22 protein-coding genes are annotated in these 21553 nt (G+C 75.8%); 10 read left to right on the top strand and 12 right to left on the bottom strand.

Going from position 1 to position 21553, the window contains the following annotated elements; all coding sequences use genetic code 11:
• Positions 1 to 80 precede the first annotated feature (80 nt).
• Positions 81 to 365 carry a DUF3040 domain-containing protein gene (locus ABD994_RS10785; protein WP_345413983.1) on the top strand — a complete coding sequence of 95 codons (285 nt, stop codon included), beginning with the start codon at positions 81 to 83 and terminating at the stop codon, positions 363 to 365.
• A 15-nt stretch (positions 366 to 380) separates the two neighbouring features.
• Here the strand turns inward: ABD994_RS10785 and ABD994_RS10780 are convergent, their stop codons facing one another.
• Entirely contained in the window at positions 381 to 1358 is a 978-nt protein-coding gene (locus ABD994_RS10780) for a hypothetical protein (RefSeq protein WP_345413981.1), read from the bottom strand.
• A gap of 170 nt (positions 1359 to 1528) precedes the next feature.
• Between ABD994_RS10780 and ABD994_RS10775 the strand changes: the two genes are divergently transcribed.
• Complete coding sequence (locus ABD994_RS10775) at positions 1529 to 3013, top strand: ferric reductase-like transmembrane domain-containing protein (protein WP_345413978.1); 1485 nt, start codon at positions 1529 to 1531, stop codon at positions 3011 to 3013.
• A gap of 13 nt (positions 3014 to 3026) precedes the next feature.
• On the opposite strand, the gene ABD994_RS10770 is transcribed toward ABD994_RS10775, so the two are convergent.
• The 5 genes from ABD994_RS10770 to ABD994_RS10750 all read right to left on the bottom strand — a co-directional run bounded on the left by ABD994_RS10770 (position 3027) and on the right by ABD994_RS10750 (position 6540).
• On the bottom strand, positions 3027 to 3737 hold the full coding sequence (locus ABD994_RS10770; protein ID WP_345413976.1) for a hypothetical protein: 711 nt from the start codon (positions 3735 to 3737) through the stop codon (positions 3027 to 3029).
• Positions 3734 to 3898 carry a hypothetical protein gene (locus ABD994_RS10765; RefSeq protein WP_345413974.1) on the bottom strand — a complete coding sequence of 55 codons (165 nt, stop codon included), beginning with the start codon at positions 3896 to 3898 and terminating at the stop codon, positions 3734 to 3736. The genes ABD994_RS10770 and ABD994_RS10765 overlap by 4 nt, the downstream gene beginning before the upstream one ends.
• Before the next feature lie 50 nt (positions 3899 to 3948).
• Positions 3949 to 4857, bottom strand: coding sequence for a polysaccharide deacetylase family protein (locus tag ABD994_RS10760; protein WP_345413972.1), 909 nt, complete (start codon positions 4855 to 4857; stop codon positions 3949 to 3951).
• Positions 4858 to 4875: 18 nt separating this feature from the next.
• The gene (locus ABD994_RS10755; protein ID WP_345413970.1) at positions 4876 to 5664 is read right to left on the bottom strand and encodes a hypothetical protein; all 789 of its coding nucleotides are present in this window, start codon (positions 5662 to 5664) and stop codon (positions 4876 to 4878) included.
• Between the two features lie 171 nt (positions 5665 to 5835).
• Positions 5836 to 6540 (bottom strand): IclR family transcriptional regulator, encoded by a 705-nt coding sequence (locus ABD994_RS10750; protein ID WP_345413968.1) that lies wholly within the window; start codon positions 6538 to 6540, stop codon positions 5836 to 5838.
• 60 nt (positions 6541 to 6600) lie between these two features.
• On the opposite strand from ABD994_RS10750, the gene leuC reads away from it, so the two are divergent.
• Positions 6601 to 8022, top strand: coding sequence for a 3-isopropylmalate dehydratase large subunit (gene leuC / locus ABD994_RS10745; RefSeq protein WP_345413966.1), 1422 nt, complete (start codon positions 6601 to 6603; stop codon positions 8020 to 8022).
• An 11-nt stretch (positions 8023 to 8033) separates the two neighbouring features.
• Positions 8034 to 8621, top strand: a complete 588-nt coding sequence (gene leuD / locus ABD994_RS10740; RefSeq protein WP_345413964.1) for a 3-isopropylmalate dehydratase small subunit — start codon at positions 8034 to 8036, stop codon at positions 8619 to 8621.
• Positions 8622 to 8625: 4 nt separating this feature from the next.
• Here leuD and ABD994_RS10735 read toward each other — a convergent pair whose 3' ends face one another.
• Positions 8626 to 9339, bottom strand: coding sequence for an SDR family NAD(P)-dependent oxidoreductase (locus ABD994_RS10735; protein ID WP_345413962.1), 714 nt, complete (start codon positions 9337 to 9339; stop codon positions 8626 to 8628).
• Positions 9340 to 9422: 83 nt separating this feature from the next.
• Here ABD994_RS10735 and ABD994_RS10730 point away from each other — a divergent pair, with 83 nt between their 5' ends.
• Positions 9423 to 10250, top strand: coding sequence for a LysR family transcriptional regulator (locus ABD994_RS10730; protein WP_345413959.1), 828 nt, complete (start codon positions 9423 to 9425; stop codon positions 10248 to 10250).
• Between the two features lie 41 nt (positions 10251 to 10291).
• Positions 10292 to 11113, top strand: a complete 822-nt coding sequence (locus ABD994_RS10725) for a siderophore-interacting protein (RefSeq protein ID WP_345413956.1) — start codon at positions 10292 to 10294, stop codon at positions 11111 to 11113.
• A gap of 16 nt (positions 11114 to 11129) precedes the next feature.
• Here the strand turns inward: ABD994_RS10725 and glxA are convergent, their stop codons facing one another.
• The 4 genes from glxA to cofC all read right to left on the bottom strand — a co-directional run bounded on the left by glxA (position 11130) and on the right by cofC (position 17231).
• Entirely contained in the window at positions 11130 to 13085 is a 1956-nt protein-coding gene (gene glxA / locus ABD994_RS10720) for a radical copper oxidase GlxA (RefSeq protein WP_345413954.1), read from the bottom strand.
• Between the two features lie 144 nt (positions 13086 to 13229).
• Positions 13230 to 14135: an NUDIX hydrolase gene (locus tag ABD994_RS10715; RefSeq protein ID WP_345413952.1), complete on the bottom strand. Its 906-nt coding sequence runs from the start codon at positions 14133 to 14135 to the stop codon at positions 13230 to 13232.
• Positions 14132 to 16426: an RNA degradosome polyphosphate kinase gene (locus ABD994_RS10710; protein WP_345413950.1), complete on the bottom strand. Its 2295-nt coding sequence runs from the start codon at positions 16424 to 16426 to the stop codon at positions 14132 to 14134. The genes ABD994_RS10715 and ABD994_RS10710 overlap by 4 nt, the downstream gene beginning before the upstream one ends.
• 94 nt (positions 16427 to 16520) lie before the next feature.
• Positions 16521 to 17231, bottom strand: a complete 711-nt coding sequence (cofC, locus tag ABD994_RS10705) for a 2-phospho-L-lactate guanylyltransferase (RefSeq protein ID WP_345413948.1) — start codon at positions 17229 to 17231, stop codon at positions 16521 to 16523.
• A 162-nt stretch (positions 17232 to 17393) separates the two neighbouring features.
• Between cofC and ABD994_RS10700 the strand changes: the two genes are divergently transcribed.
• The 3 genes from ABD994_RS10700 to ABD994_RS10690 are packed head-to-tail and all read left to right on the top strand — an operon-like array spanning position 17394 to position 19686.
• A complete protein-coding gene (locus tag ABD994_RS10700; RefSeq protein WP_345413946.1) occupies positions 17394 to 18125 on the top strand; it encodes a lysophospholipid acyltransferase family protein in 732 nt (243 codons plus the stop codon).
• A 32-nt stretch (positions 18126 to 18157) separates the two neighbouring features.
• The gene (locus tag ABD994_RS10695) at positions 18158 to 19156 is read left to right on the top strand and encodes an NAD(P)H-dependent glycerol-3-phosphate dehydrogenase (RefSeq protein ID WP_345414171.1); all 999 of its coding nucleotides are present in this window, start codon (positions 18158 to 18160) and stop codon (positions 19154 to 19156) included.
• Positions 19157 to 19203: 47 nt separating this feature from the next.
• Positions 19204 to 19686, top strand: a complete 483-nt coding sequence (locus tag ABD994_RS10690; RefSeq protein WP_345413943.1) for an ATP-binding protein — start codon at positions 19204 to 19206, stop codon at positions 19684 to 19686.
• Here ABD994_RS10690 and ABD994_RS10685 read toward each other — a convergent pair.
• On the bottom strand, positions 19683 to 20348 hold the full coding sequence (locus tag ABD994_RS10685) for a pyridoxamine 5'-phosphate oxidase family protein (protein WP_425550049.1): 666 nt from the start codon (positions 20346 to 20348) through the stop codon (positions 19683 to 19685). The two genes, ABD994_RS10690 and ABD994_RS10685, sit on opposite strands and share 4 nt — an antisense overlap.
• Positions 20349 to 20408: 60 nt before the next feature.
• On the opposite strand from ABD994_RS10685, the gene ABD994_RS10680 reads away from it, so the two are divergent.
• The coding region (locus tag ABD994_RS10680) for an aminotransferase-like domain-containing protein (protein ID WP_345413939.1) at positions 20409 to 21553 on the top strand (1145 nt) is incomplete at its 3' end.

The raw sequence follows: 21553 nt of genomic DNA, 5'->3' as shown, positions 1-21553 counted from the left end.
CAGTGATCCGGCGACTGCGGCCCGCGACCAGCTCGGCGTCCCTCGTCGCTGGGGCACCCGACGCCGAGGGGGTCTCTCAGGTGCTCGACGAACGAGAGCAGCGCATCCTGGCCGACATCGAGCGGCAGATCGAGGTGAGCGATCCAGGTCTCGCCCGCCTCGCCCGCACGAAGGACGAGCGCCGGACGTACTGGTACGCGGTCGCGGCCCTCGTGGTCGGCGCGGTGCTCGGGGTGGCGCTCGCCGGCCTCGGCCCGGTCGGCCACGGCCTGCTGCTGATCCTGGTCTCCGCCGTTCCCCTGGTGGTGTGGCACTGGCGACGGCCGGGGTCGGCGCAACCGTCGGCGTTCCGCCGGCTGCGCTGACGCCCCGCCCGACCGTCAGGCGCTCCGTCCCGCGCCGACCCAGCCGAGCACCGCGGTCAGCGCGTCCTCGGCGAGGGCGCCCGGGAGGTCGGTGCCGAGCCGCTGCTGGGCCCAGCCGCGCAGGCGCATGCCGCCGACGGCTGCGCCGAGGGCCGTGCCGGCGGCGACGAGCGCCCCGGGGCCGGGCTCGCGCCCGTCGCGCCGCGCGGCGGTGCTCGCGGAGCCCGCGGCCAGCGCGAGGCGCGGCACCAGCGCGGACGGCGAGGTCCGCGGCGGGATGGCCGGGTGCATGTCGCCGGCCACCTCGCCGAGCGCGAGGACGCTGACGAGCGTGCGGACGGAGCCGTTCGCGGCCGTCCCGCTGGCCCCGCGGTCGCCGCGCTGGGCGCGCCAGGCCAGCGCCGCCGGTCCCGCCGTGCTGCGCGCCCCGGTGGCCGCGTCGAGGGCGGCGGCGCGCAGGACGCTGCCGGTGGTCGCGGGCCGCGGCCCGGCGTGCGGGCGCTCGGCGCGCTCCCGGTCGTCGGCGCGGAACGTCGAGGACAGCGTCGCGTGCGTGGTGACGCCGTAGACGAGGTGCGGGACGGCGTCGGCGGCCCAGTCCGCGTTGGCCCACCGGCGCGGGTCGGTGAGGCCCAGGCGGGCCATGGGCAGGTCCGACGCGGCCATCGCCGCGAGGCCGAGCAGCGGGCCGCCGACCACGGCGGGCAGCCGCACGCCCGCGCTGCGCAAGACGCCCGCGAGGCCGCCGACCGCCACACCGGTCGCCGACCCGGCGAGCCCGCCGAGCCCCTCGAGGCGGCGACCGCGCTCGCGCCGCGAGCCCGGTACGTCCACGTCGACCCGGTCGGCGACCGCGGAGACCAGCTCGGTGGGCGCCCCGCTCGCCGGCCGGGCCCGCAGGGCCATGTCGGCCTGGGTGGTGAGGTTCAGCGCGGTGGTGCCGGCCGCGCCGGCGGCGGTGCCGCGCAGGAGTCCGGTCAGCAGTGACGTCATCGCGCCGGACTACCCGGCGACCGTCCTGAGAACGCGTTCCGCCGTTCGGGCTAGTACGACGCCCGGTGACGTGGTGCTCACCGTGCGCGAGCGGCCGCCGATCTCCGGGAGCGGTCGCCGTTCTCAGGTCCGGCCGGTCACCGCGGTGATCACTCCTAGCGTCGGCGCCCGTGTCGAAGCGCGCGAAGCGAGCCCTGTGGTCGTCGGCCTTCGTCCTGCTGCTGCTCGGTCCGGCGGCCGTGTACGTGGACGGGGAGGGGATCGGGAAACCGCTCGGCCTGGTGCTCGTCCTGTCCGGGCTGGTCGCCGTGGTCGCGATGGCGCTGACGACGATCGGGGCGTCACGGGTGCGGGCGCTGACCACCGCCCTGGGGATCGACCGCGTGATGGGCGTGCACCGCTGGCTCGGGGTGGCGGCGCTCGCCCTCGTCGTCGTGCACCTCGTGGTTGCGGTGGTGCGCAGCCCGAAGCTCCTGAACCCGCTCGCGGGGTCGCTCGCCATCCAGTTCGGCTGGGCCTCCCTCGCCGGGATGCTGGTGCTCGCGGGCGCGGCGTCGTGGGGACGGCGCCGCGGCGCGCGCTACGAGTGGTGGGCCCGGGCGCACGTCGCCGGCGCCGCCCTGGCCCTCGCCCTCGCCGGGCTGCACATCGTCTGGCTCGGGGACCTGCTGGAGGACCGCACGATGCGGGTCGTGCTCTCCGTGCTCGCGGCCGCCCTGCTGGTGGTGCTCGCGCGCCGGTGGGTGTGGCAGCCGCTGTTCTCCCGGCGCGGGGCCTACGTCGTCTACGGCGTGCGCGACGAGGGCGGCGACGTGGCCACCCTGGCGCTCACCCCCGTGTCCCGCCGCGGCGCCCTGCGCTTCGCGCCCGGCCAGTTCGTGTGGCTGCGGCTGCACCGCCGCGTCGTCGGCGTGCAGGAGCACCCGTTCACGATCGCGTCGAGCGCCGAGCTCACCGACCGCCTCGAGCTGACGATCCGCGCCAGCGGCGACTTCAGCCGGGCGCTCGCGCGGCTGCGCCCGGGCCGCAAGGTGTGGCTCGACGGCCCGCACGGCAGCTTCACCCCCGACACCCCGGAGCGCGTCGACGGGCTCGTGCTCGTCGCGGGCGGCGTCGGCATCACCCCGATGATGAGCATGCTGCGCACGCTGGCCGAGCGCGGCGACGAGCGGCTGCACCGGCTCGTGCTGGCCGAGCGGGCCGACCAGCCGCTGTTCGGTCCCGAGCTCGAGGTCCTGTCCCGCCGGCTCGACCTCGAGGTCACCCGCACCCACGGCCGCCGCGTCGACGCCGAGCTCCTCGGCGAGCTGCTGCCCCGCGCCCGCGGCCGGCTCGAGTACTACGTGTGCGGGCCGCCGTCGCTGCTCACGGGCACGACGGACGCCCTCGGCGAGCTCGGCGTGCCGCCCGGGCGCGTCCACAGCGAGCAGTTCGGCTGGACCGGCCCGGTGCCGGTGGCGACCCCCTCCGGTGCGCCGGCGGCGCCCACCGCGCCCGCGACCGGCGACGTCCCCCGGCCGCGGCGCCCGCGGACGGGGCCGACGCCGCGCGTGTCGGGGCGCACGGTGAGCTCGCCGGCCTCGCCCGCCGACCACCACCCGACGCACCCGTCGATCCCGGTCCGCGTCGTCGACGGCGGGCGCGGACGACGCTGACCCGCGCCACCGGTCACGCCACCGCCGGGGGCGGCTCCGGCCGCAGGGCGGCGACGAGGTGCTCCACCGCCTCGTCGAGGCGGTGCTGCGCCGCCCGGTCGCCGAGCCGGCGCGCGCCCAGGCCCTGGGCCGCCTCGTGCCGCACCGCGTCGGCGGCGCGCCGCATCGCCGTGGGCGGCCGGTCCGCGACGACGTCGGCGTAGGTCCCACGCCAGCGCCGCGACTGCCGGACCGACGGGTCGGCGGGGTGCAGCGGGTCGCGCCGCGTCGACCGCAGCGGCTGGACGGGCACGCCGTACCGCTCGCCCAGCGTCCGGAGCAGCGACACGTCGAGAGGGCCGGCGTAGGGGCCGGCCGGCACCCCGGGTCCCTCGGCCCCGACGTCGTCGGCGACCGCGAACAGCACCAGGGGATAGGCCCGCTCGGCCCGCCAGCCCGCCGTGGCCTCGACCACCCGGCCCCACAGGGCCGTGGCCCCGAGGACCACGGGCGCGGGACGGTGCCCGGCCAGGAGGGCGAGGTCGGCCGTGGCGTACAGGCCGCAGGTGCAGTCCCAGCCCGGCGGGTCGGCGCAGCCGGTGGGACACGACGCGGTGGCCGCGCGCCGCGGCGTCCACGTCACGGGGCGCAGGGGGGAGACGAGGACGGGACCGTCCTCGTCGATCCCGAGGTGCCAGAGCCGCCAGCCCGCGATCGGGACCGCGAGGTCCGGCGCCTCGCTCACGCGCTCGGGAGGCGCGCCGGCTCCCGCCCCGCGCCCGACCGCGGCGTGGGACGGGGACGCCGGGGCCGCACCTCGGCGAAGCGGTCCGGGAAGTCGCGGTCGGGGACGGGGTCCACGACCGGCTCGACGGTGATGGTGCGGAGCTGCTCCCCGATGCGCATCGCGCCGGCCTCTCGTCGGTTCCACGTGGCGTGGGTCTCACTCGAACGGGTCAATCCGACCCTACGCCCCCCGCGGCGAGATCGGTCCACCAGTCGACGATCTGGTCGCGGTGGACGAGGGCGATCTCCGGCTCGCCGGCGACGTGGGCGAGGAAGTCGCGCACGGCGGCCGCCCGGGCGGCCTGGCCGCTCCAGCGCGGGTGCAGACCGACCGTCATCAGCCGCGCGCCGGCGCCGTGACGGGCCTCGTCGAGCAGGAAGTCCGCGGCCCCGATGAGCGTCTCGGCGAAGTGGCGCGGCGTCGCGTAGGTGGGCGCGAGGAAGTAGCGGGTGTCGTTGTGGACCTTGGAGTAGGGGACGACGAGCCAGCGCCGCCCGTCGACCTCGGTCCACCAGGGCAGCTCGTCGTTGACCGCGTCGCTGTCGTAGACGAGGTCGGGGTGCGCCGCGGCGAGGCGTCGCGTGCGCTCGCTGGGGAACGAGCGCACGTACCAGCCGCGGACGGGTCGCCCGACGAGTCCGGGGAGCACCCGCATCGCGTGCTCGAGGTCGGCCCGCTCCTCGTCCTCGCTCATCGCGGTGACCTCGGCCCAGCGGTAGCCGTGGCCCAGCACGTCGTGGCCGCTGGCCCGCAGCCAGGCGGCGAAGGGTGGGTTGCGCTCGAGCGCGCGGGCGCAGACGCCGAACGTCACGGGCACGTCGAACCGCTCGACCAGGCGCACCAGCCGCCAGATGCCGACGCGGCTGCCGAACTCGAAGTGGCCCTCGGTGCCGAGGTCGCGGACGGCCGGGTCGATCGGGATGCCGTACTCGCCCCACGCGTCGTTGCCCTCGCCGTCGGGCCACGCGGCCTCGGCGCCCTCCTCGACGTTGATCACCACGTTGACGGCCACGAGGGCACCGTTCGGCCACCGCTCGAGGGGGTTGTGCGGCCCGCGGCCGACGAAGTCGCGCTCCATGCCGCCGGTCTACCCCGCTCAGAGACCGAGGAGGGCGGGGAGGAGCGCCACGCTCCCGGCGAGCGCGCCGGCCAGGCTGCAGGGGACGAGCACGCCGGCGCACGTCACCCACGACGTGCCCCAGAACCACGCCCAGGTGCGGGCGAGGTAGACGTACACCGGCACGATCAGCAGCAGCGCGAGCACGCCGCCGACGTCCGGGACGTTGAACAGCGCCATCGGCGGGAACGTGAAGCCGAGGGTCAGGCAGAGGAACGCGAGGAAGTCGCGGCTGGACCGGCGCACCGGGGCGATCCGGCGCATCCAGCGGAAGTACAGCGAGTACGTCGTCCCCCAGCACAGGAGTGGGAAGAGCGCGCCCCCGACCAGGCCGACCACCGGGTTCTCCCCGAACAGGGTGCTCGGGGCCAGGCAGAGGAAGTAGAACCCGACGCTGATCTCGAAGAACTTCGCGGCGTCGCTGAGCCGGCCGAGCCGGAAGCCGCGCAGCGTCTCCGGCAGCGGTGCCCGCAGGATCGTCCAGTAGCGCGTCGCCCAGCGCCGCAGGGCGCCGACCTTGAGGAACGTCTCGGCGACCAGGCGGGTCGGGCTGCCGGAGGACCCCATCGACCAACCGCACCGGCTGCAGTACTCCCCGCGGTCGACGAGCCCGCAGCTGTCGCACCGGAGGGGCCGGGCCGCCCCGGCCGGCTGCCAGACGCCCGTGGAGCCGTGGGGTCCGAACGCGCCCGGCGGGGGCGGGCCCGGGTGGCGGGGGCCGTGCGCGGCGTGGGTCGGGATCGTGGCGTGCTCGGGCCGGACGGCCATCACTGCTCCTCCTCGTCGTGGGGTGCCGGGTCGTGGGGTGCCGGACACGACGTGGACGACGGGGCGGGCGCTCGCCGGTGCAGGTCGGCGCGGCTCCCACCCGGACGCGATCGGGATCGCGGTGGGTGACGGCGTACTCGGCAGTCGGGTGTACCGACGCCGTCCGGCGTCCTACGGACGGCCGCCCTCGGCGAGGCGCGTCTCGAGCCGGCGGGCGGCGGTGAGCAGCGCGTCGGCCCACCGCGCGCCGGGCCGCCGGCCGATCCGGTCGACGGGGCCCGACACGGAGACGGCGGCGACGACCGCCCCGTCCGGTCCGCGCACGGGGGCGGAGACGCTCGCGACCCCGGCCTCCCGCTCGGCGACGCTCTGCGCCCAGCCCCGGCGGCGGACGTCGTCGAGCACGGCCGCGGGGAAGTCCGACGGGCCGCGCGACCACGCCGCCAGCACCTTGGCCCCCGACCCGGCGGCCATCGACACCCGCACGCCGACCGGCACCGTGTCGCGCAGCCCGCTCGCCGGCTCGGCGGCGGCGACGCACACGCGCAGGCCCGGGTCGGCGGGGTCGCGCCGGTAGAGCTGGACGCTCTCGCCGGTGAGGTCGCGCAGCTCGGGCAGGACGTCCTCGGCGGCGGTCAGCAGGGGGTCGCCGTGGCCGTGGGCCAGCTCGCCGAGGGCCGGGCCGGGGTGCCAGCGGCCGTCCGCGTCGCGGGCGAGCAGCCGGTGCGCCTCGAGCCCGACGGCGAGGCGGTGGGCCGTCGCGCGCGGCAGGCCGGTGCGCTCGCAGAGCTCGCCCAGGGCGCACGGGGTGGCGGCCGCCGCCCGGAGCACGACCACCGCCTTGTCGAGCACGCCGATGCCGCTAGACTGTCCCACAGTACGACATGCTAGTCCCACATCGTGGGACGGCACCACCACGCAGGCAAAGGTGATGTTGTGGGACGCACGCTCGCGGAGAAGGTCTGGGACCAGCACGTGGTCAGGCATGGCGAGGGCCAGGAGCCGGACCTCCTGTACATCGACCTGCACCTCGTCCACGAGGTGACGAGCCCGCAGGCGTTCGACGGCCTGCGCCTCGCCGGGCGTCCCGTGCGCCGTCCCGACCTCACGATCGCGACCGAGGACCACAACGTCCCGACACTCGACATCCTCGCGCCGATCGCCGACGAGGTGTCCCGCACGCAGGTCGACACGCTGCGGCGCAACGTCGAGGAGTTCGGGGTCAAGCTCTACCCGATGGGCGACGCCAACCAGGGCATCGTCCACATGATCGGCCCGGAGCTGGGGCTGACCCAGCCGGGCACGACGGTGGTCTGCGGCGACTCGCACACCTCCACGCACGGCGCCTTCGGTGCGCTGGCGTTCGGCATCGGCACCTCCGAGGTCGAGCACGTGCTCGCCACCCAGACGCTGCCGCTGCGGCCGTTCCGGACGATGGCGATCGAGATCTCCGGCGAGCTGCGCCCGGGTGTCACCAGCAAGGACGTCATCCTCGCGGTGATCGCCCAGATCGGCACCGGCGGCGGCGCGGGCTACGTGCTCGAGTACCGCGGCGAGGCCGTCCGGAAGATGTCCATGGAAGCCCGCATGACGATGTGCAACATGTCCATCGAGGCGGGCGGGCGCGCCGGCATGGTGGCGCCCGACGACACGACCATCTCCTACCTGCGGGGCCGCCCCCACGCCCCGCAGGGCGCGCAGTGGGACGAGGCCGTCGCGGCCTGGCGCGAGCTGCGCACCGACGACGACGCCGTGTTCGACGCCGTCGTGCACATCGACGCGGACGCGCTGACGCCGTTCGTCACCTGGGGCACCAACCCGGGGCAGGGTCTGCCGCTGTCGGAGAGCGTCCCGGACCCCGCGGAGATGGACGACGACGACGCCGCGGCCACGCGCAAGGCGCTGGAGTACATGGCACTCGAGCCCGGTACCAAGCTGCGCGACATCGCCGTCGACGTGGTCTTCCTCGGGTCGTGCACCAACGCCCGCATCGAGGACCTGCGCGCCGCCGCCGACGTCCTGAAGGGCCGCCGCATCGCCGACGACGTCCAGATGCTCGTCGTCCCCGGGTCGATGAAGGTCAAGGCGCAGGCCGAGGCCGAGGGCCTGGACACGGTGTTCACCGAGGCCGGGGCGGAGTGGCGCAACGCCGGCTGCTCGATGTGCCTCGGCATGAACCCCGACCAGCTCTCGCCGGGCCAGCGCTGCGCGTCGACGTCGAACCGCAACTTCCAGGGCCGGCAGGGCAAGGGCGGGCGGACGCACCTGGTGTCGCCGCTGGTCGCGGCGGCCACGGCCGTGCGCGGCACGCTGTCCTCGCCCGAGGACCTCAGCCCGACCACGCTGCAGCTCGCCTGAGGGGACCCGACATGGACCAGTTCTCCACCCACACCGGGATCGGCACGCCGCTGCGCGTGTCGAACGTCGACACCGACCAGATCATCCCGGCCGTCTACCTCAAGCGCGTGACGCGCACCGGGTTCGACGACGGCCTGTTCGCGTCGTGGCGGCAGGACCCGGAGTTCATCCTCAACGTCGAGCCGTTCTCGCGGGGGTCCGTCCTCGTCGCCGGCCAGGACTTCGGCACCGGGTCGTCGCGCGAGCACGCCGTCTGGGCGCTGATGGACTACGGCTTCCGCGTGGTGGTCTCGTCGCGCTTCGGCGAGATCTTCAAGGGCAACGCGTCGAAGGCCGGGCTGCTCACCGCGATCGTCGAGCAGTCCGACGTGGAGCTGCTCTGGAAGAAGATCGAGGAGCGGCCCGGCCTCGAGCTGACCGTCGACCTCGAGGCGAAGACCATCACCGCGGACGACCTCGTCGTGCGCTTCTCGGTCGACGACTACACGCGCTGGCGGCTCATGGAGGGCCTCGACGACATCGGCCTGACGATGCGCCACGCCGAGGACATCGACGCCTTCGAGGCCACCCGGCCGGCGCACAAGCCGACCACGGTCTGACCCCTCACCAGGGGATCGATCCGGCGTCCTCGACGTATCCGCCGGTCGGCCCGTCGTCGGGGATCTGCGCGAGCGCGATCGCGATCGCGGCGCCCTGCTCCGGGGTGCGCACGCCGTGGAACCCGTTGAGGTCGGTGGCGACGTACCCCGGGCAGGCCAGGTTGATCTTGATGTTGGTGTCGGCGAGCTCGCGGACGTACTGCAGGGTGACCGCGTTGAGGTACGTCTTCGTGGGCGAGTAGCCCGCGGCGATCGGCCCGACCTGCTCCCCGGCCGCCTGGCGCGTCAGCGACCCGACGCTCGAGGACATGTTCACGATCCGCGGGTGCGCCGAGCGGCGCAGCAACGGCAGCACCGCGTTGGTGAGCCGGACGACGCCGAAGACGTTGACCTCGAGCGCCTCCCGCATGGTGTCGATGCTGATCCTCGTCGGCTCCTGGGGCGCGCCACCGGTGATGCCGGCGTTGTTGACCAGCACGTCGAGCCGGTCCAGCGACGCCGCCGCCGCGGCGACGCTCGCGTCGTCGGTGACGTCCAGCGGCACCCCGAACGCGTCGACCCCCGCGGCCTGCAGCTTCCCGACGGCCTCCTCGCGGCGGGCGTCGTCCCGGGCGCCGACGCCGATCCGCCAGCCCAGGGCCCCCAGGCCCGCAGCGATCTCGTACCCGATGCCCTTGTTCGCCCCGGTGACCAGGGCGACGGTCTTCTCCTCGCTCATGGCGTCGATCGTCGGCCCGTGGGCCGGGTCCGGTCCAAGACCGACTCGGTGGCCGGCGATACCGCAGGGGTATAGATGACGGGGTGGAGACCCGGGAGCTGCGGTACTTCGTCGCCGTCGCCGAGGAGCGGCACTTCGGCCGCGCGGCCGAGCGCCTCGGGATCGCCCAGCCGCCGCTGTCGCGGGCGATCCAGCAGCTCGAGCGCCGCCTCGGCGCCCGGCTGCTCGACCGCACGACGCGGGGGGTCGCTCTCACCGAGGCGGGGGCCGTGCTGCTCGCCGAGGGCCGCGCGGCGCTCGACGCGGTCGACGCCGCCGAGCGCCGCGCCCGTCGCACCCACGACGGCCCGGGGCTCGTCCTGGTCTCCAAGGCGGGCGCGTCGGAGGAGCTGCTCGCCAAGCTGCTCGACGCCTACGCGGCGGAGCCCGCGGCGGTGGACGTCGACGTGCAGCTGTGCGGGCCCGGGCAGCAGGAGCGGCTCCTGCGCGACGGCCGCGCCGACGTCGCCCTGCTGCACCGCCCCTTCGACGCGACGGCCGGCTTCGACACCGAGGAGCTCGCGACCGAGGGGCAGGCGCTCTTCCTCCCGGCCGGGCACCCGCTCTCCACCCGCGCGGAGCTGCGGACGGCCGACCTCGCCGACGTGGCGCTGCCGCGCTGGCCGCACCCCGACGGTGCCTACCCCGACGGCCCGGGTCCGGAGGTGCGGGACACCGCGCAGCTGCGCCAGCTCGTCTCGCTCGGGCGGGCCGTCGCGGTCCTGCCCGACTCCGCGCGGCACGCGCTGGCCGACGACGTCGTCGCGGTCCCGCTGGTCGACGCCCCGCTCGTCACCACCGTGATCGCGTGGCCCGCGCACAGCCGCTCGCGCCCGCTGGCCGACCTGGTGCGCGTCGCCACCCGGCTCTGACGACTTAGGGCACCCTAAGGAGCAGGGGTAGGGTCGGCGGCATGGCTGCTCCCGACACCGCTCCTCCCGCCCGCCGGTCGAAGGGCGGGCCGGGCCATCGCCTGCGCGTCGTGCGCACCGAGCGGCTCACGCCGCACCTCGTGCGCGTCGTGCTCGGCGGGCCGGGGCTGGACGGTGTGGTGGACAACGGCTTCAGCGACAAGTACGTGAAGCTCGCCTTCCCGCGGCCCGGCGTCGACTACCCGGCGCCGTTCGACGTCGCCGCCGTCCGGGAGTCGATGCCCCGCGAGGCCTGGCCGCTCGTGCGCACCTACACGGTCCGCTCGCTCGACCACGCCGCCGGTGAGATGGCGATCGACTTCGTGGTGCACGGCGACACCGGCGTCGCCGGCCCGTGGGCGATGGCCGCGAGCCCCGGCGACGAGCTGGTGTTCATGGGCCCGGGCGGCGCCTACGCGCCCTCGCCCGAGGCCGACGCGCACGTGCTGGTCGGCGACGAGGCGGCCCTGCCGGCCATCGCCGCCGCGCTGGAGCGCATCGCGCCGGGGGTGCCGGTGCACGCGTGGGTGCAGGTCGACGGCCCCGACGACGAGCTGGCGCTCGCCACCGACGCCGACCTGACCCTGCGCTGGCTGCACCGCGACGCCGGCGAGGACCTGGTCGCCACCGTCACCGCGGCCGACTGGCCCGCCGGCACCGTCCACGCCTTCGTCCACGGCGAGACCGGCGACGTCAAGGCGCTGCGCCGCCACCTGCTCGACGAGCGCGGCCTCGACCGCGCCTGGGTGTCGATCTCGGGCTACTGGCGCCGCGGCGCCGACGAGGACACGTTCCAGGCGGAGAAGCGGGCCGAGAAGGGCTAGCTCGGTCCAGCCACGATCAGTCGGGCAGCGCCCGCCGCGGCCCGGGCCCGATGTTGATCATCTTCGCCTCCGACGGCACGCCGCGGTCGTCGACGACGAACAGCATGTAGGGCCCCGGCGGGGTGAGCGCCGGGTTCGTCGGCACCGTGATCGACACGCCGTCCGGCGTCGGCGACATGTCGAGCGCCACCGAACGCATGTCGGTGGTGGTGACGTGCGTGGCCGTCGACGCCTTGATCAGCCGGGCGCTGCGGATGTGCGAGGCGTCCGGCGTCGGGATCGTCGCCGTCTGGCCCCGGACCAGGGTGGGCGGTGCGCTGCCGATCGTCGGCCGCGCGCCCTGGAAGAGGTAGGGCGGGCTGTAGATCTCGATGCGCTGCTCGAACGTGCCCGGGACGAGGTTCTGGTCGTCGTCGAACAGCGGGTCCGAGCCGGCCGTGAGCACGCGGCCGTCGGGCAGCAGCAGCGCCTCGGTGTGGTAGTCGCGCCCGACGTTCGGGTCGGCCGCCCCCGTGAGCTGCCCGGTGTCGGGGTGCAGCAGCCGGGCGATGTGGTTGTTGGTCGCGCCCTTGCCCCGGTAGTCCCGCGAGCCGCCCGAGATCAGCATCGTGTCGTCGGGCAGGTTGACGAGGTTCGGGTAGCGGACACCCTCGGGCAGCGTCGGACCGGGCGTGAAGTGCGGCGCCGGGTCGTTCAGCGAGAGGTAGTCGATGCGGCCGGTGGAGCGCGGGCTCTCGCCGACGCCGCCGCCGCCGACCACCGCCAGGCGCTGGTCGTTCACCGGGCCGACCCAGGCCGAGCCCGCGGTCTCGAGCAGGTCCGGGTCGCGCATTCCGGGGATCGGGGCGAACGCGCCGGTGTCGGTGTTCCAGAAGCCGGGCTCGCGGCCCTGCTCGGCGGGCCCGTAGCCCGCGTTCGCGCCGGTGTAGACCAGCTGGCCGGCCCGCGCGGTCTCGAAGATCGCGGGGTAGGTCGGGAAGTAGTGCGTGAGGTCCTTGCGCTCGGTGAAGACGTTCGTCGTCGGGTCGTAGACCTCGGTCTGGCCGTTGAGGACCTCACCGACCCCGTCCAGCCCGGAGACCGTGATGACGCGGCCGTCCGACATCGGGGTCAGGGTCGGGTACCAGCGGTGGAACTGCATGTCGCCGACCCGCGACCACGTCTCGCTGACCGGGTCGAACGTGTAGGCCTGGTTGGTGCCCTGGTAGTCCTGCTTGCGCAGGGTCATCTGCTGGGCCTGGCCGTAGACGTTGCGCGCCACGGCCGGCGGCAGGCCCTCGATCTGGTACTGCCCCGGGGTGTTGGTCACCCCGGCCGGACCGGGGTCGACGGCCTCGACGAACACCTGCTCCTGGGAGGCCGTCACCTGGGTGCGCCGACCCTGGCCGGTCTTGGCCGCCGGGGGCAGGCGGACCTCCTGGGTGGACCGGTACCGCACCCCGCCGGGGGAGACGAAGATCGCGCCGAGCGGGACGACCGCCGGGGTGTTCGGGTCCTCGTTCTTGACCGTCATCCCGCCCGCGGCGTTGGTCACCGCGCCGTCGAGCTTCTCGTAGCGCTGCGTGCCGCCGGCGACGAGCAGGCGCCCGTCGGGCAGGGTCGTCTGGCCCCCGCAGAACATGTCGTCGGGGACGGGGATCATCCGCGACTGCCCGGTGGCCGGGTCGTAGAGCAGGCTCTTGAGCGCCCGCGTCGCGAACATGTCCTCCTTGTTGCCCGACCCCGCGATGAGCAGGACCTTGCCCGTGGAGAGCAGCGCCGCGTGGATGGCGTTGACGCGGTTGGCGTCGGGGATGTCGATGACGTCCCAGTGCCCGTACTGCCGCTTGTAGTCCGCGCTGTTGATCAGTTCCTCGTGGCGCCACTCGCTGATGTACGACCACGCGGGCGGGACGTTCACGCCCAGCAGGACGACCGCTGCGGCGACGACGAGGACGATCTGGCGGACGCGTCGGGTGTTCGACGGACGCACCTCGGGCGCACTCCTGGCGTTCGGCGGTGGGGGAGCGGGAGACTCGGGGGCTGGGGGCGTCCCGACGTTAACCGAACCGTGACCGAGCCCTGCGCCCGCCCCGGTCCGTGCCCGTTCGGGTGATTCGTCGCCGACGGGCAGGCGTCAGAACGTGGCGTCGCGGTGGTAGTCCGCCGCGGCGAGCAACCCGTCGGGGCCGAAGGACAGCACCCAGAAGCTGCCCTTCCGGCTGGGCGGGTCGTCGAGGTCGCGGTTGGACAGCGCCGGGGCGCCCGCCGCGCGGGCCTGCGCGGCGAGGTCGCCCACCAGGCGGGGGATGCCGTCGCCCTGCGCGCAGGCCGCCGTGACCGCCGCGCCGTCGGCCAGCTTCCCCACCAGCGCGAGCGCGGCCTCCGGGTCGCGCTCGACGGCACCGTCACCGAGCTCGGGCGCCGGCTCGACGGTCAGGCCGGCGGCCTCGGCGTAGGGCTCGAGGGTCTGGTGGCAGCGCGTCTTCGGCACCGCGCGCAGCGCCCCGACGCCGTAGCGGGCGAGCATGGCCGCGAGGCGCTGCGCCTGCTCGCGGCCCTCCTCGACCAGCGGCCGGTCGGCGTCCGGGCCGGACCACTCCGTGCGCCGGCCGGCCAGGGCGTGCCGCACGAGCAGCACCGTGCGCAGGGCCGCCGGGCGGGCGGTGAAGTCGTCGACGACCTCGCGGTCCGAGGCGTAGGTCAGCAGCGCCGAGGCCTCCGCGGGCGCCAGCCAGCGCAGCTCGTCGGTCTCGTCGCCCGGGGTGAACCGCCCGTCGCCGGCGCGCGCGGACCAGAAGTCGACGGTCTTGTCGTCGGAACCGACGGTGTAGTGCACCGCCCGCAGGTGGCGGCCGAGCACCGCGGCGAACCCGGTCTCCTCGGCGAGCTCGCGCACGGCGGCGTCGGCCCGCGTCTCACCGGGGTCGACCTTGCCCTTGGGCAGGCTCCAGTCCTGGTGGTGGGGACGGTGGACGACGGCCACCTCGGCGCCGTCGTCCCCGACGGGACGCCACAGCACCGCACCGGCGGCGTAGATCACTTCTCGCCCTGGTGACGCTGCAGCAGCTGGACCTGGTGGTCGCACACCGACAGGCCCTCGGTGCCCTCGCCGGCGGCGACCGGCCACGGGTCCCACGACCCGTCGGGCTGCAGGATCCACGAGCGCGTCGACGGCGCCGTGGCGGAGTCGAGCACGTGGTCGAGCTGCGCGGTCAGGCGGGGATCGGTCACGGGGACGAGGGCCTCCACGCGGCGGTCGAGATTGCGGTGCATCATGTCGGCGCTGCCGATCCAGTGCTCGTCGGCACCCACGAAGTGGAAGATCCGCGAGTGCTCGAGGAAGCGGCCGAGGATCGAGCGCACGCGGATGTTCTCCGAGAGGCCCGGTACCCCGGCGCGCAGGGAGCACAACCCCCGGACGACGAGGTCGACCGGCACGCCCGCCGCCGACGCGCGGTAGAGGGCGTCGATCACCTGCTCGTCGACCAGCCCGTTGACCTTGATGCGGATGCCCGCGGTCTCGCCGCGCTCGGCGCGCTCCCGCTCGCCGTCGATGCGCTCGACGATGCCGCGGCGCAGCCCGTACGGCGCGACCAGCAGCTTGCGGTACGTCGTGCGCCGCGCGTAGCCGGTGAGGACGTTGAACAGGTCGGTGAGGTCGGCGGCGACCGTCTCGTCGGCGGTGAAGAAGCCGATGTCCTCGTAGAGCCGGGCGGTCTTGGGGTTGTAGTTGCCGGTGCCCAGGTGGCAGTAGCGCTTGATCGCCTGGCCCTCCTGGCGGACCACCAGCACGGCCTTGCAGTGCGTCTTGAGCCCGACCAGCCCGTAGACGACGTGCACCCCGGCGCGCTCCAGCGCGCGGGCCCAGCCGATGTTGGCCCGCTCGTCGAAGCGCGCCTTGATCTCCACGACCGCCACGACCTGCTTGCCGGCCTCCGCGGCGTCGATGAGCGACTCGACCACCGGGGAGTCGCCCGACGTGCGGTAGAGCGTCTGCTTGATGGCCAGCACCTTGGGGTCGCCGGCCGCCTGCTCGATGAAGCGGTGGACGCTCGTGGAGAACGAGTCGTACGGGTGGTGCACGAGGACGTCGCCCTCGCGCAGCGTCGCGAACACGCTCTTGGGGGTCTCGCCCTCGCTGAACGCCGAGTGGGTCGAGGGGACGAACACCGGGTCCTTGAGGTCGGGCCGGTTGAGCGCCTGCAGCTCCATCAGCGCCGAGAGGTCGAGCAGGCCGGGCACCTGGACGACGTCGTGCGGGTCGACGTCGAGCTCGCGCAGCAGCAGCTCGAGCATGTGCTCGCTCATGGTGTCGGTGATCTCGAGGCGCACCGGCGGGCCGAAGCGGCGCCGGGCCAGCTCCCGCTCGAGGGCCTGCAGCAGGTCCTCGTCGCGGTCCTCCTCGACCTCGAGGTCGGCGTTGCGCGTCACCCGGAAGACGTGGTGCTCGCGGACGTCCATGCCCTCGAAGAGCTGGTCGAGGTTCTCGGCGATGAGGTCCTCGATGGGCAGGAACCAGGCTTCGCGGTCGGTCCCGCCGCCCTCGTCGGGGTCGTGCCCGACGCGGACCAGCCGCGGCACGTTGTTGGGCACCTTGACGCGCGCGAAGTGCTCGGTGCCCGTCTCCGGGTCGTGGACGGCGACCGCGAGGTTCAGCGACTGGTTGGAGATGTAGGGGAACGGGTGCGCCGGGTCGACGGCGAGCGGCGTGAGCACCGGGAACACCTGGCGGGCGAACCAGTCCGTGAGCCGCGGGCGCGCGGCCTCGGTGACCTGCGACCAGTCGATGACGTGGACGCCCGCGTGCTCGAGGGCCGGCGCGACGTCGTCGAGCCACACCCGCGCGTGCTTGTGCGAGAGCTCCTGGGTGCGGGCGGCGATGCGGGCGAGCTGCTCGCGCGGGGTCAGGCCGTCGGCGCCGCGCACCGCGAGCCCGGCCTCGTCGCGGCGCTTCAGGCCGGCCACCCGGACCATGTAGAACTCGTCGAGGTTCGACGCGAAGATCGACAGGAACTTCGCCCGCTCCAGCAGCGGCTGGCTGGTGTCCTCGGCCAGCGCGAGCACCCGCGCGTTGAACTCCAGCCACGAGAGCTCGCGGCTGTCGTAGCGGTCCGAGGGCAGGTCGGCGGCCGTGACCGGGCCGGCGGTGGGCGCCGCGGGCGCGCTCGGCGTGCGGCGCGGGGCGCGGCCGTTCTCGTCGGCGGGTGCGGGCGGGCGGGGGCCGGTGCGCTCGCCCGCGTCGCCGGCCTCGTGGGCACCGGGCAGATCGCGCTCGGTGTCGGTCCCGTCGACGACGTCGTCGGTCGCGCCGGTAGACACGGAGTGGCTCACGACGACCGATGGTGCCCGAGAGGGCCACCGCGCCGCGAGTGACGCAGGTCGCGGCACGCGGCGCAGCGGAGCGGCCGCCGGGGCGGTCGCTCCGTCAGTGCCGCTCGGCGGCCCCGACGACGGCGGACGGCAGCGGGTGCGGCCAGGCGCGGGTCTCCGGCCCGGCCCCGAGGTCGCGGGCCCGGGCGAGGTCGGCGGTGGTGTCGACGTCGCCGCGCAGGCCCGGCCAGGCGCCGTCGAGGGCGACCGCGCCGGACGCCGCGTGCGCGCTCGCCGAGCCGGGGCCGAAGCGGGGGCGCAACGCCCGGCCGGCGGCGGCGACGAGCAGGGTGGTGCCGGTGCCGGCGTGGTCGGCGACGAAGGCACGCGTCGCGCCCGCGGCGAACACCGCCGCGGCCTGCTCGAGGGCCTCGTCGAGCTCGTCGGGCCGCAGGGCCGGGAGGTCGGCCTGCAGGGCCGCGACGGCCCGCGGCGCCCCGGGCCGCGCGCCGGTGCGACACAGGTGCTCGGCGCCCCGGCGCAGGGCGGCGTTGAGCCCGCCGCCGGTGTCGGGCACGTCCTCGCGCGGCTCGCCCGCCCCGCCCAGCGAGATCGCGGGCTCGCCGGTGACGACGACGAGGCGTCCGGTGCGGGTGGCGGCCCGCGCGGCGCGCAGCGTGTCGAGGGCCAGGGCCAGCGGCAGGGCCCACGCCGCCCGCGCGCGCTCGGCGTCGCCGCCGGGCAGGTCGGCGACGGCCGGGGCGAGGCGCGACTTCGCGCGGCGCAGCTCCTTGACCGGCACCACGAGGTCCACCGGATCGTGCACGACCCCAGTCTGCCCCTCCGGGAGACGGAGCGGAGCGGAGCTCGACCATGATCGCGGCCGCGGGCGTGATCGTCCGCGGCTGGACCGTCGGCGGGCGCCGGGAGAGACTGCCGCGCAACAGGTCCCGACGGGGGCCGGAGCGAGTCGGGAGGTGGCGAGCCGGTGGCACGGGCGCGCGAGAAGGGCGGGCCGGCGGTGGCCCTGGCCGCCGCGGTCTTCTACCCGCTGACCCTGCTGCTCGCGCGGCGGCGCATGGAGGGCCTCGAGCACGTGCCGGCCACCGGGCCCGCGCTGCTGGTGTGCAACCACGTCTCGTACCTGGACCCGGTGTACACGGCGGTGTTCGTGCACCGGGCCAAGCGCGTGCCGCGGTTCCTGGCCAAGGCGTCGCTGTGGCGGATCCCGCTGTTCGGGCGGGTCCTGAGCGGCAGCCGCCAGATCCCGGTGAGCCGGGGCTCCGCCGACGCGGGGGCCAGCCTGGAGGCGGCGCGCGCGGCCTTCGACGACGGTGGCGTCGTCGTCATCTACCCCGAGGGCACCATCACCCGCGACGAGGCGGGCTGGCCGATGGCCGCCCGCTCCGGGGCCGCCCGGCTCGCGCTCGACCGCGACGTCCCGGTGATCCCGGTCGTGCACTGGGGGACGCTGTCGGTCTACGACCACTACCGGCGCCGCTTCCGCCCGTCGCGCCGCACGACGATCACGGTGCAGGCCGGGCCGCCGATCCCGATGGACGACCTGCGCACCCGTCTGGCGGAGGTCGGGCCCCGCCCGCTGCTGCGCGAGGCCACGGAGCGGATGATGTCCGCCGTGCGCGAGCTGCTCTCCGACGTCCGTGGTGAGCCGGCCCCCGAGGTCACCCGCGGGACGCGCGGCCGGTCGGCGGGCCAGTGAGCGTCGCCGACCTGCCGGCGGGCGTGCGCCCGCTGCGCCGCTTCGCCGTGCTGGGCGCCGGGTCGTGGGGCACGACCTTCGCCAAGGTCCTCGCCGACGCCGGCACGCCCGTCACGCTGTGGGCGCGCCGGGAGGAGGTGGCCGAGCAGGTCACCAAGGAGCACCGCAACCACGAGTACCTGCCCGACGTGCTGCTGCCGGCCGACCTGCACGCGACCGCCGACGCGTCCGAGGCGCTCGACGGCGCCGAGGCCGTGGTGCTGGCGCTGCCCGCCCAGCGGCTGCGGGAGAACCTCGAGCACTGGCGGGGCCGGCTGCCCGCGGGGGTGACGCTGGTCAGCCTGGCCAAGGGCGTCGAGCGGGGCACGCTGCTGCGGATGAGCGAGGTGATCCGCGAGGTCACCGGCGCGGCGGCCGGGGACGTCGCCGTGCTGTCGGGGCCCAACCTCGCGGGCGAGATCGCCGCCGAGCAGCCCACCGCCACGGTCGTCGCCTGCGTCGACCACGACCGCGCGGTCGCCGTCCAGCACGCCTGCTCGACGGGCTACTTCAAGCCGTACACCAACGCCGACGTCGTCGGCTGCGAGCTGGGCGGCGCCTGCAAGAACGTCATCGCGCTGGCGTGCGGCACGGCGGCCGGGCTCGGCTACGGCGACAACACCGCCGCCTCGCTGATCACCCGGGGGCTCGCCGAGATCTCGCGGCTCGCGGTGGCGCTGGGCGCCGAGCAGCTGACGCTCGCCGGCCTGGCGGGAATGGGCGACCTCGTCGCCACCTGCTCGTCGCCGCTGTCGCGCAACCGGCGCTTCGGCGAGTGCCTGGGCCGCGGGATGAGCGTCGCCGAGGCCGAGGAGGCCAACCACGGCCAGGTGGCCGAGGGCGTGAAGTCGTGCGACGCCATCGGCGAGCTGGCCCGGCGACACGGCGTCGACACCCCGATCGTCGACGCGGTCCGGCGGGTGTGCGCGGGCGAGGTGTCGGCCAAGGAGGTCGGCGACGAGCTGATCAACCGGGAGCTCAAGGTCGAGTAGCGGGGGTGCCACGTTTGTGCTCCCGGGGCCCGGGAACACTGGCCGCGATGGACGTGCTGCAGCGGATGGGTCCGCGGCGGACACCGCGGACCGCGGTCCCGCCGCTGGAGCTCTGCGCGCTCGCGACCACCGAGAACGCGGGCACGCTGCGGCGCCGTTTCCGGCAGTGGGTGGGGGAGCTCACCGACCCCGACACGGCGGACGACCTCGCGCTGGCCCTGTACGAGGCGCTCGCCAACGTCGTCGACCACGCCTACGTCGAGCGCGGCGCCCCGGGGCTGATGACCCTGTGGGCCGCCGTCTCCTGCCCGCTGTCCACGGGGCGCGACCTCGTGGTCACCGTCATCGACGAGGGCGCCTGGCGGCCCAGCGACGGGCCGGGCTGGCGCGGGCGCGGGCTGCCGCTGATGCGCGAGCTCATGCACGCCACGGCCGTGCTGCCCGGCGAGCGGGGCACCACGGTGCAGCTGCGGCGACGCATCGCACCGGCCCCCGCGGTGACGCCGCGCCGCGCCGCCGCCATGGCCTAGAGGGCGTCCCCCACCGCCGGGACGTGACCGGGCACGGGCGTGCCCGCCGGGAGCGCCGGGCAGGTCGTCACGCCCGCGACGCGGGTCTCCAGCGCCACGACGCCGGCCCAGCGCCCGTCGCCCTCGGCCACCGCGTCGCCGTCGCCGGGCGGGCCGGTGCGCACCTTGACGCTGGCCTCGTCGAGGTCGACCGCGACCACGGCGGTGGCGGCGAGCTCCTTGCGGCTCGGCGCCGCGGCGTACTCCTCCTGCCCGGGCGCGACCGCGGCGACCAGGGACCGCAGCGCGGCGAGGTGCTCGTCGGGGTCGGTGACGCGGCGGGCGTGCCCGCGGACCACGGCGCTGCGGTAGTTCGCGGAGTGGGTGAACCAGCGCCGGGCGTACACCAGCCCGTCGAGCAGCGTCACCGTCACGCACACGGGCTCGCCGCCGCGCAGGCTCGCGGCGCCGCTGGACCCGTGCAGGTAGAGCACCTCGCCGACGCGGGCGTGCAGCGTCGGCAGCACGACGGGCTCGCCGTCGACCACGAGCCCGAGGTGCGCCACCAGTGCCTCGTCGAGCACGGCGTGCAGCTCGGCGCGGTCGCCGCGCTGGCGGTCGCGGTGGCGGCGGACTCGGGAGCGGTCGGTGGGGGAGAGCGGCGGTGCGGTCACGGGCTCCATCCTGGGTGCCCCGGTGGCATCATCGAACGGCCACTTCCGCGCGATCCCGGGAGGCCACTCGTGCGTGCGCCGGTGCCCGAGGCGGCCGTGCCGCTGGACCGCGACGCGGCGACGCCGCTCGCGGTGCAGCTCGCCGACGGCCTGCGCGGTGCGGTGTCGCGCGGCGCGCTGCGGGTCGGCGACCGCGTGCCGTCCACCCGTGCCCTCGCCGCCGAGCTGGGCGTGAGCCGCACGGTCACGGCCGCGGCGTACGACCAGCTCGTCGCCGAGGGCTGGCTCGGCCCCCGCCGCGGCGCCGGCACGTACGTCCTCGCCACCGCCCACGTGCGTGATCTTCCGAGCTATACCTCAGAAGATCACGCACGGAGCGGGGTGTCGGTCGACCTGCGGCCGGGGGTGCCGTGCACGGCGGTGCTGGACCGGGCGGCGTGGCGGCGGGCCTGGCGGCGGGCGGGTGACCGTGCGCCGGCGGCCCGGCCCGAGCACGCCGGCGTCCCGGCCTACCGCGACGCCGTCGCCCGGCTGCTCCTGCACCACCGCGGGCTCGCCGCCGCGCCCGACGACGTCCTCGCCACCTCCGGGACCACCGACGGGCTCGCCGAGCTCGTCGCCGTGCTGCACGGGCACCTCGGGCGGGCACCGCGCGTCGCGGTCGAGGAGCCCGGCTACACCCGGGCCACGGCGCTGCTGCGGGACGCGGGCGCCGAGGTGCGGCTCGTGGGCGTCGACGACGAGGGGCTGCGCGTCGAGGGGATCCCGGCCGGGGTCGACGCGGTGTACCTGACGCCGGCGCACCAGTACCCGCTCGGCGCGCGGCTGCCCCTGGCCCGCCGGGCGGCGCTCGTGGCCCGCGCCCGCGACGAGGACGTCCTGCTCGTCGAGGACGACTACGACGGCGAGCTGCGCTACGACGTCGCCCCGCTGCCCCTGCTCGCGGGCCTGGCGCCCGACGTCACCGTGCACCTCGGCACCACCAGCAAGATCCTGTCGCCCGGTCTCGGAGCAGGCTGGATGGTCGCGCCGCCGGCGCTGCGCGCGGCGGTGCTGGCGCGCCGGCGGGCGATCGGCGTGCGCCCGTCGCCGGCCGGGCGGGAGGTCGTCGCCGCGCTGCACGACGACGACGCGCTGGCCCGCCACCTCGACGGCCTCCTCGGCGGCCCGGTCGGGCAGCGGGCCGACGAGGAGGCCGTCGTCGCGGCGGCCGC

The sequence above is a fragment of the Actinomycetospora chlora genome, assembly GCF_039542135.1.
Taxonomy (GTDB): domain Bacteria; phylum Actinomycetota; class Actinomycetes; order Mycobacteriales; family Pseudonocardiaceae; genus Actinomycetospora; species Actinomycetospora chlora.
This window is presented reverse-complemented; position numbering and strand designations above follow the sequence as displayed.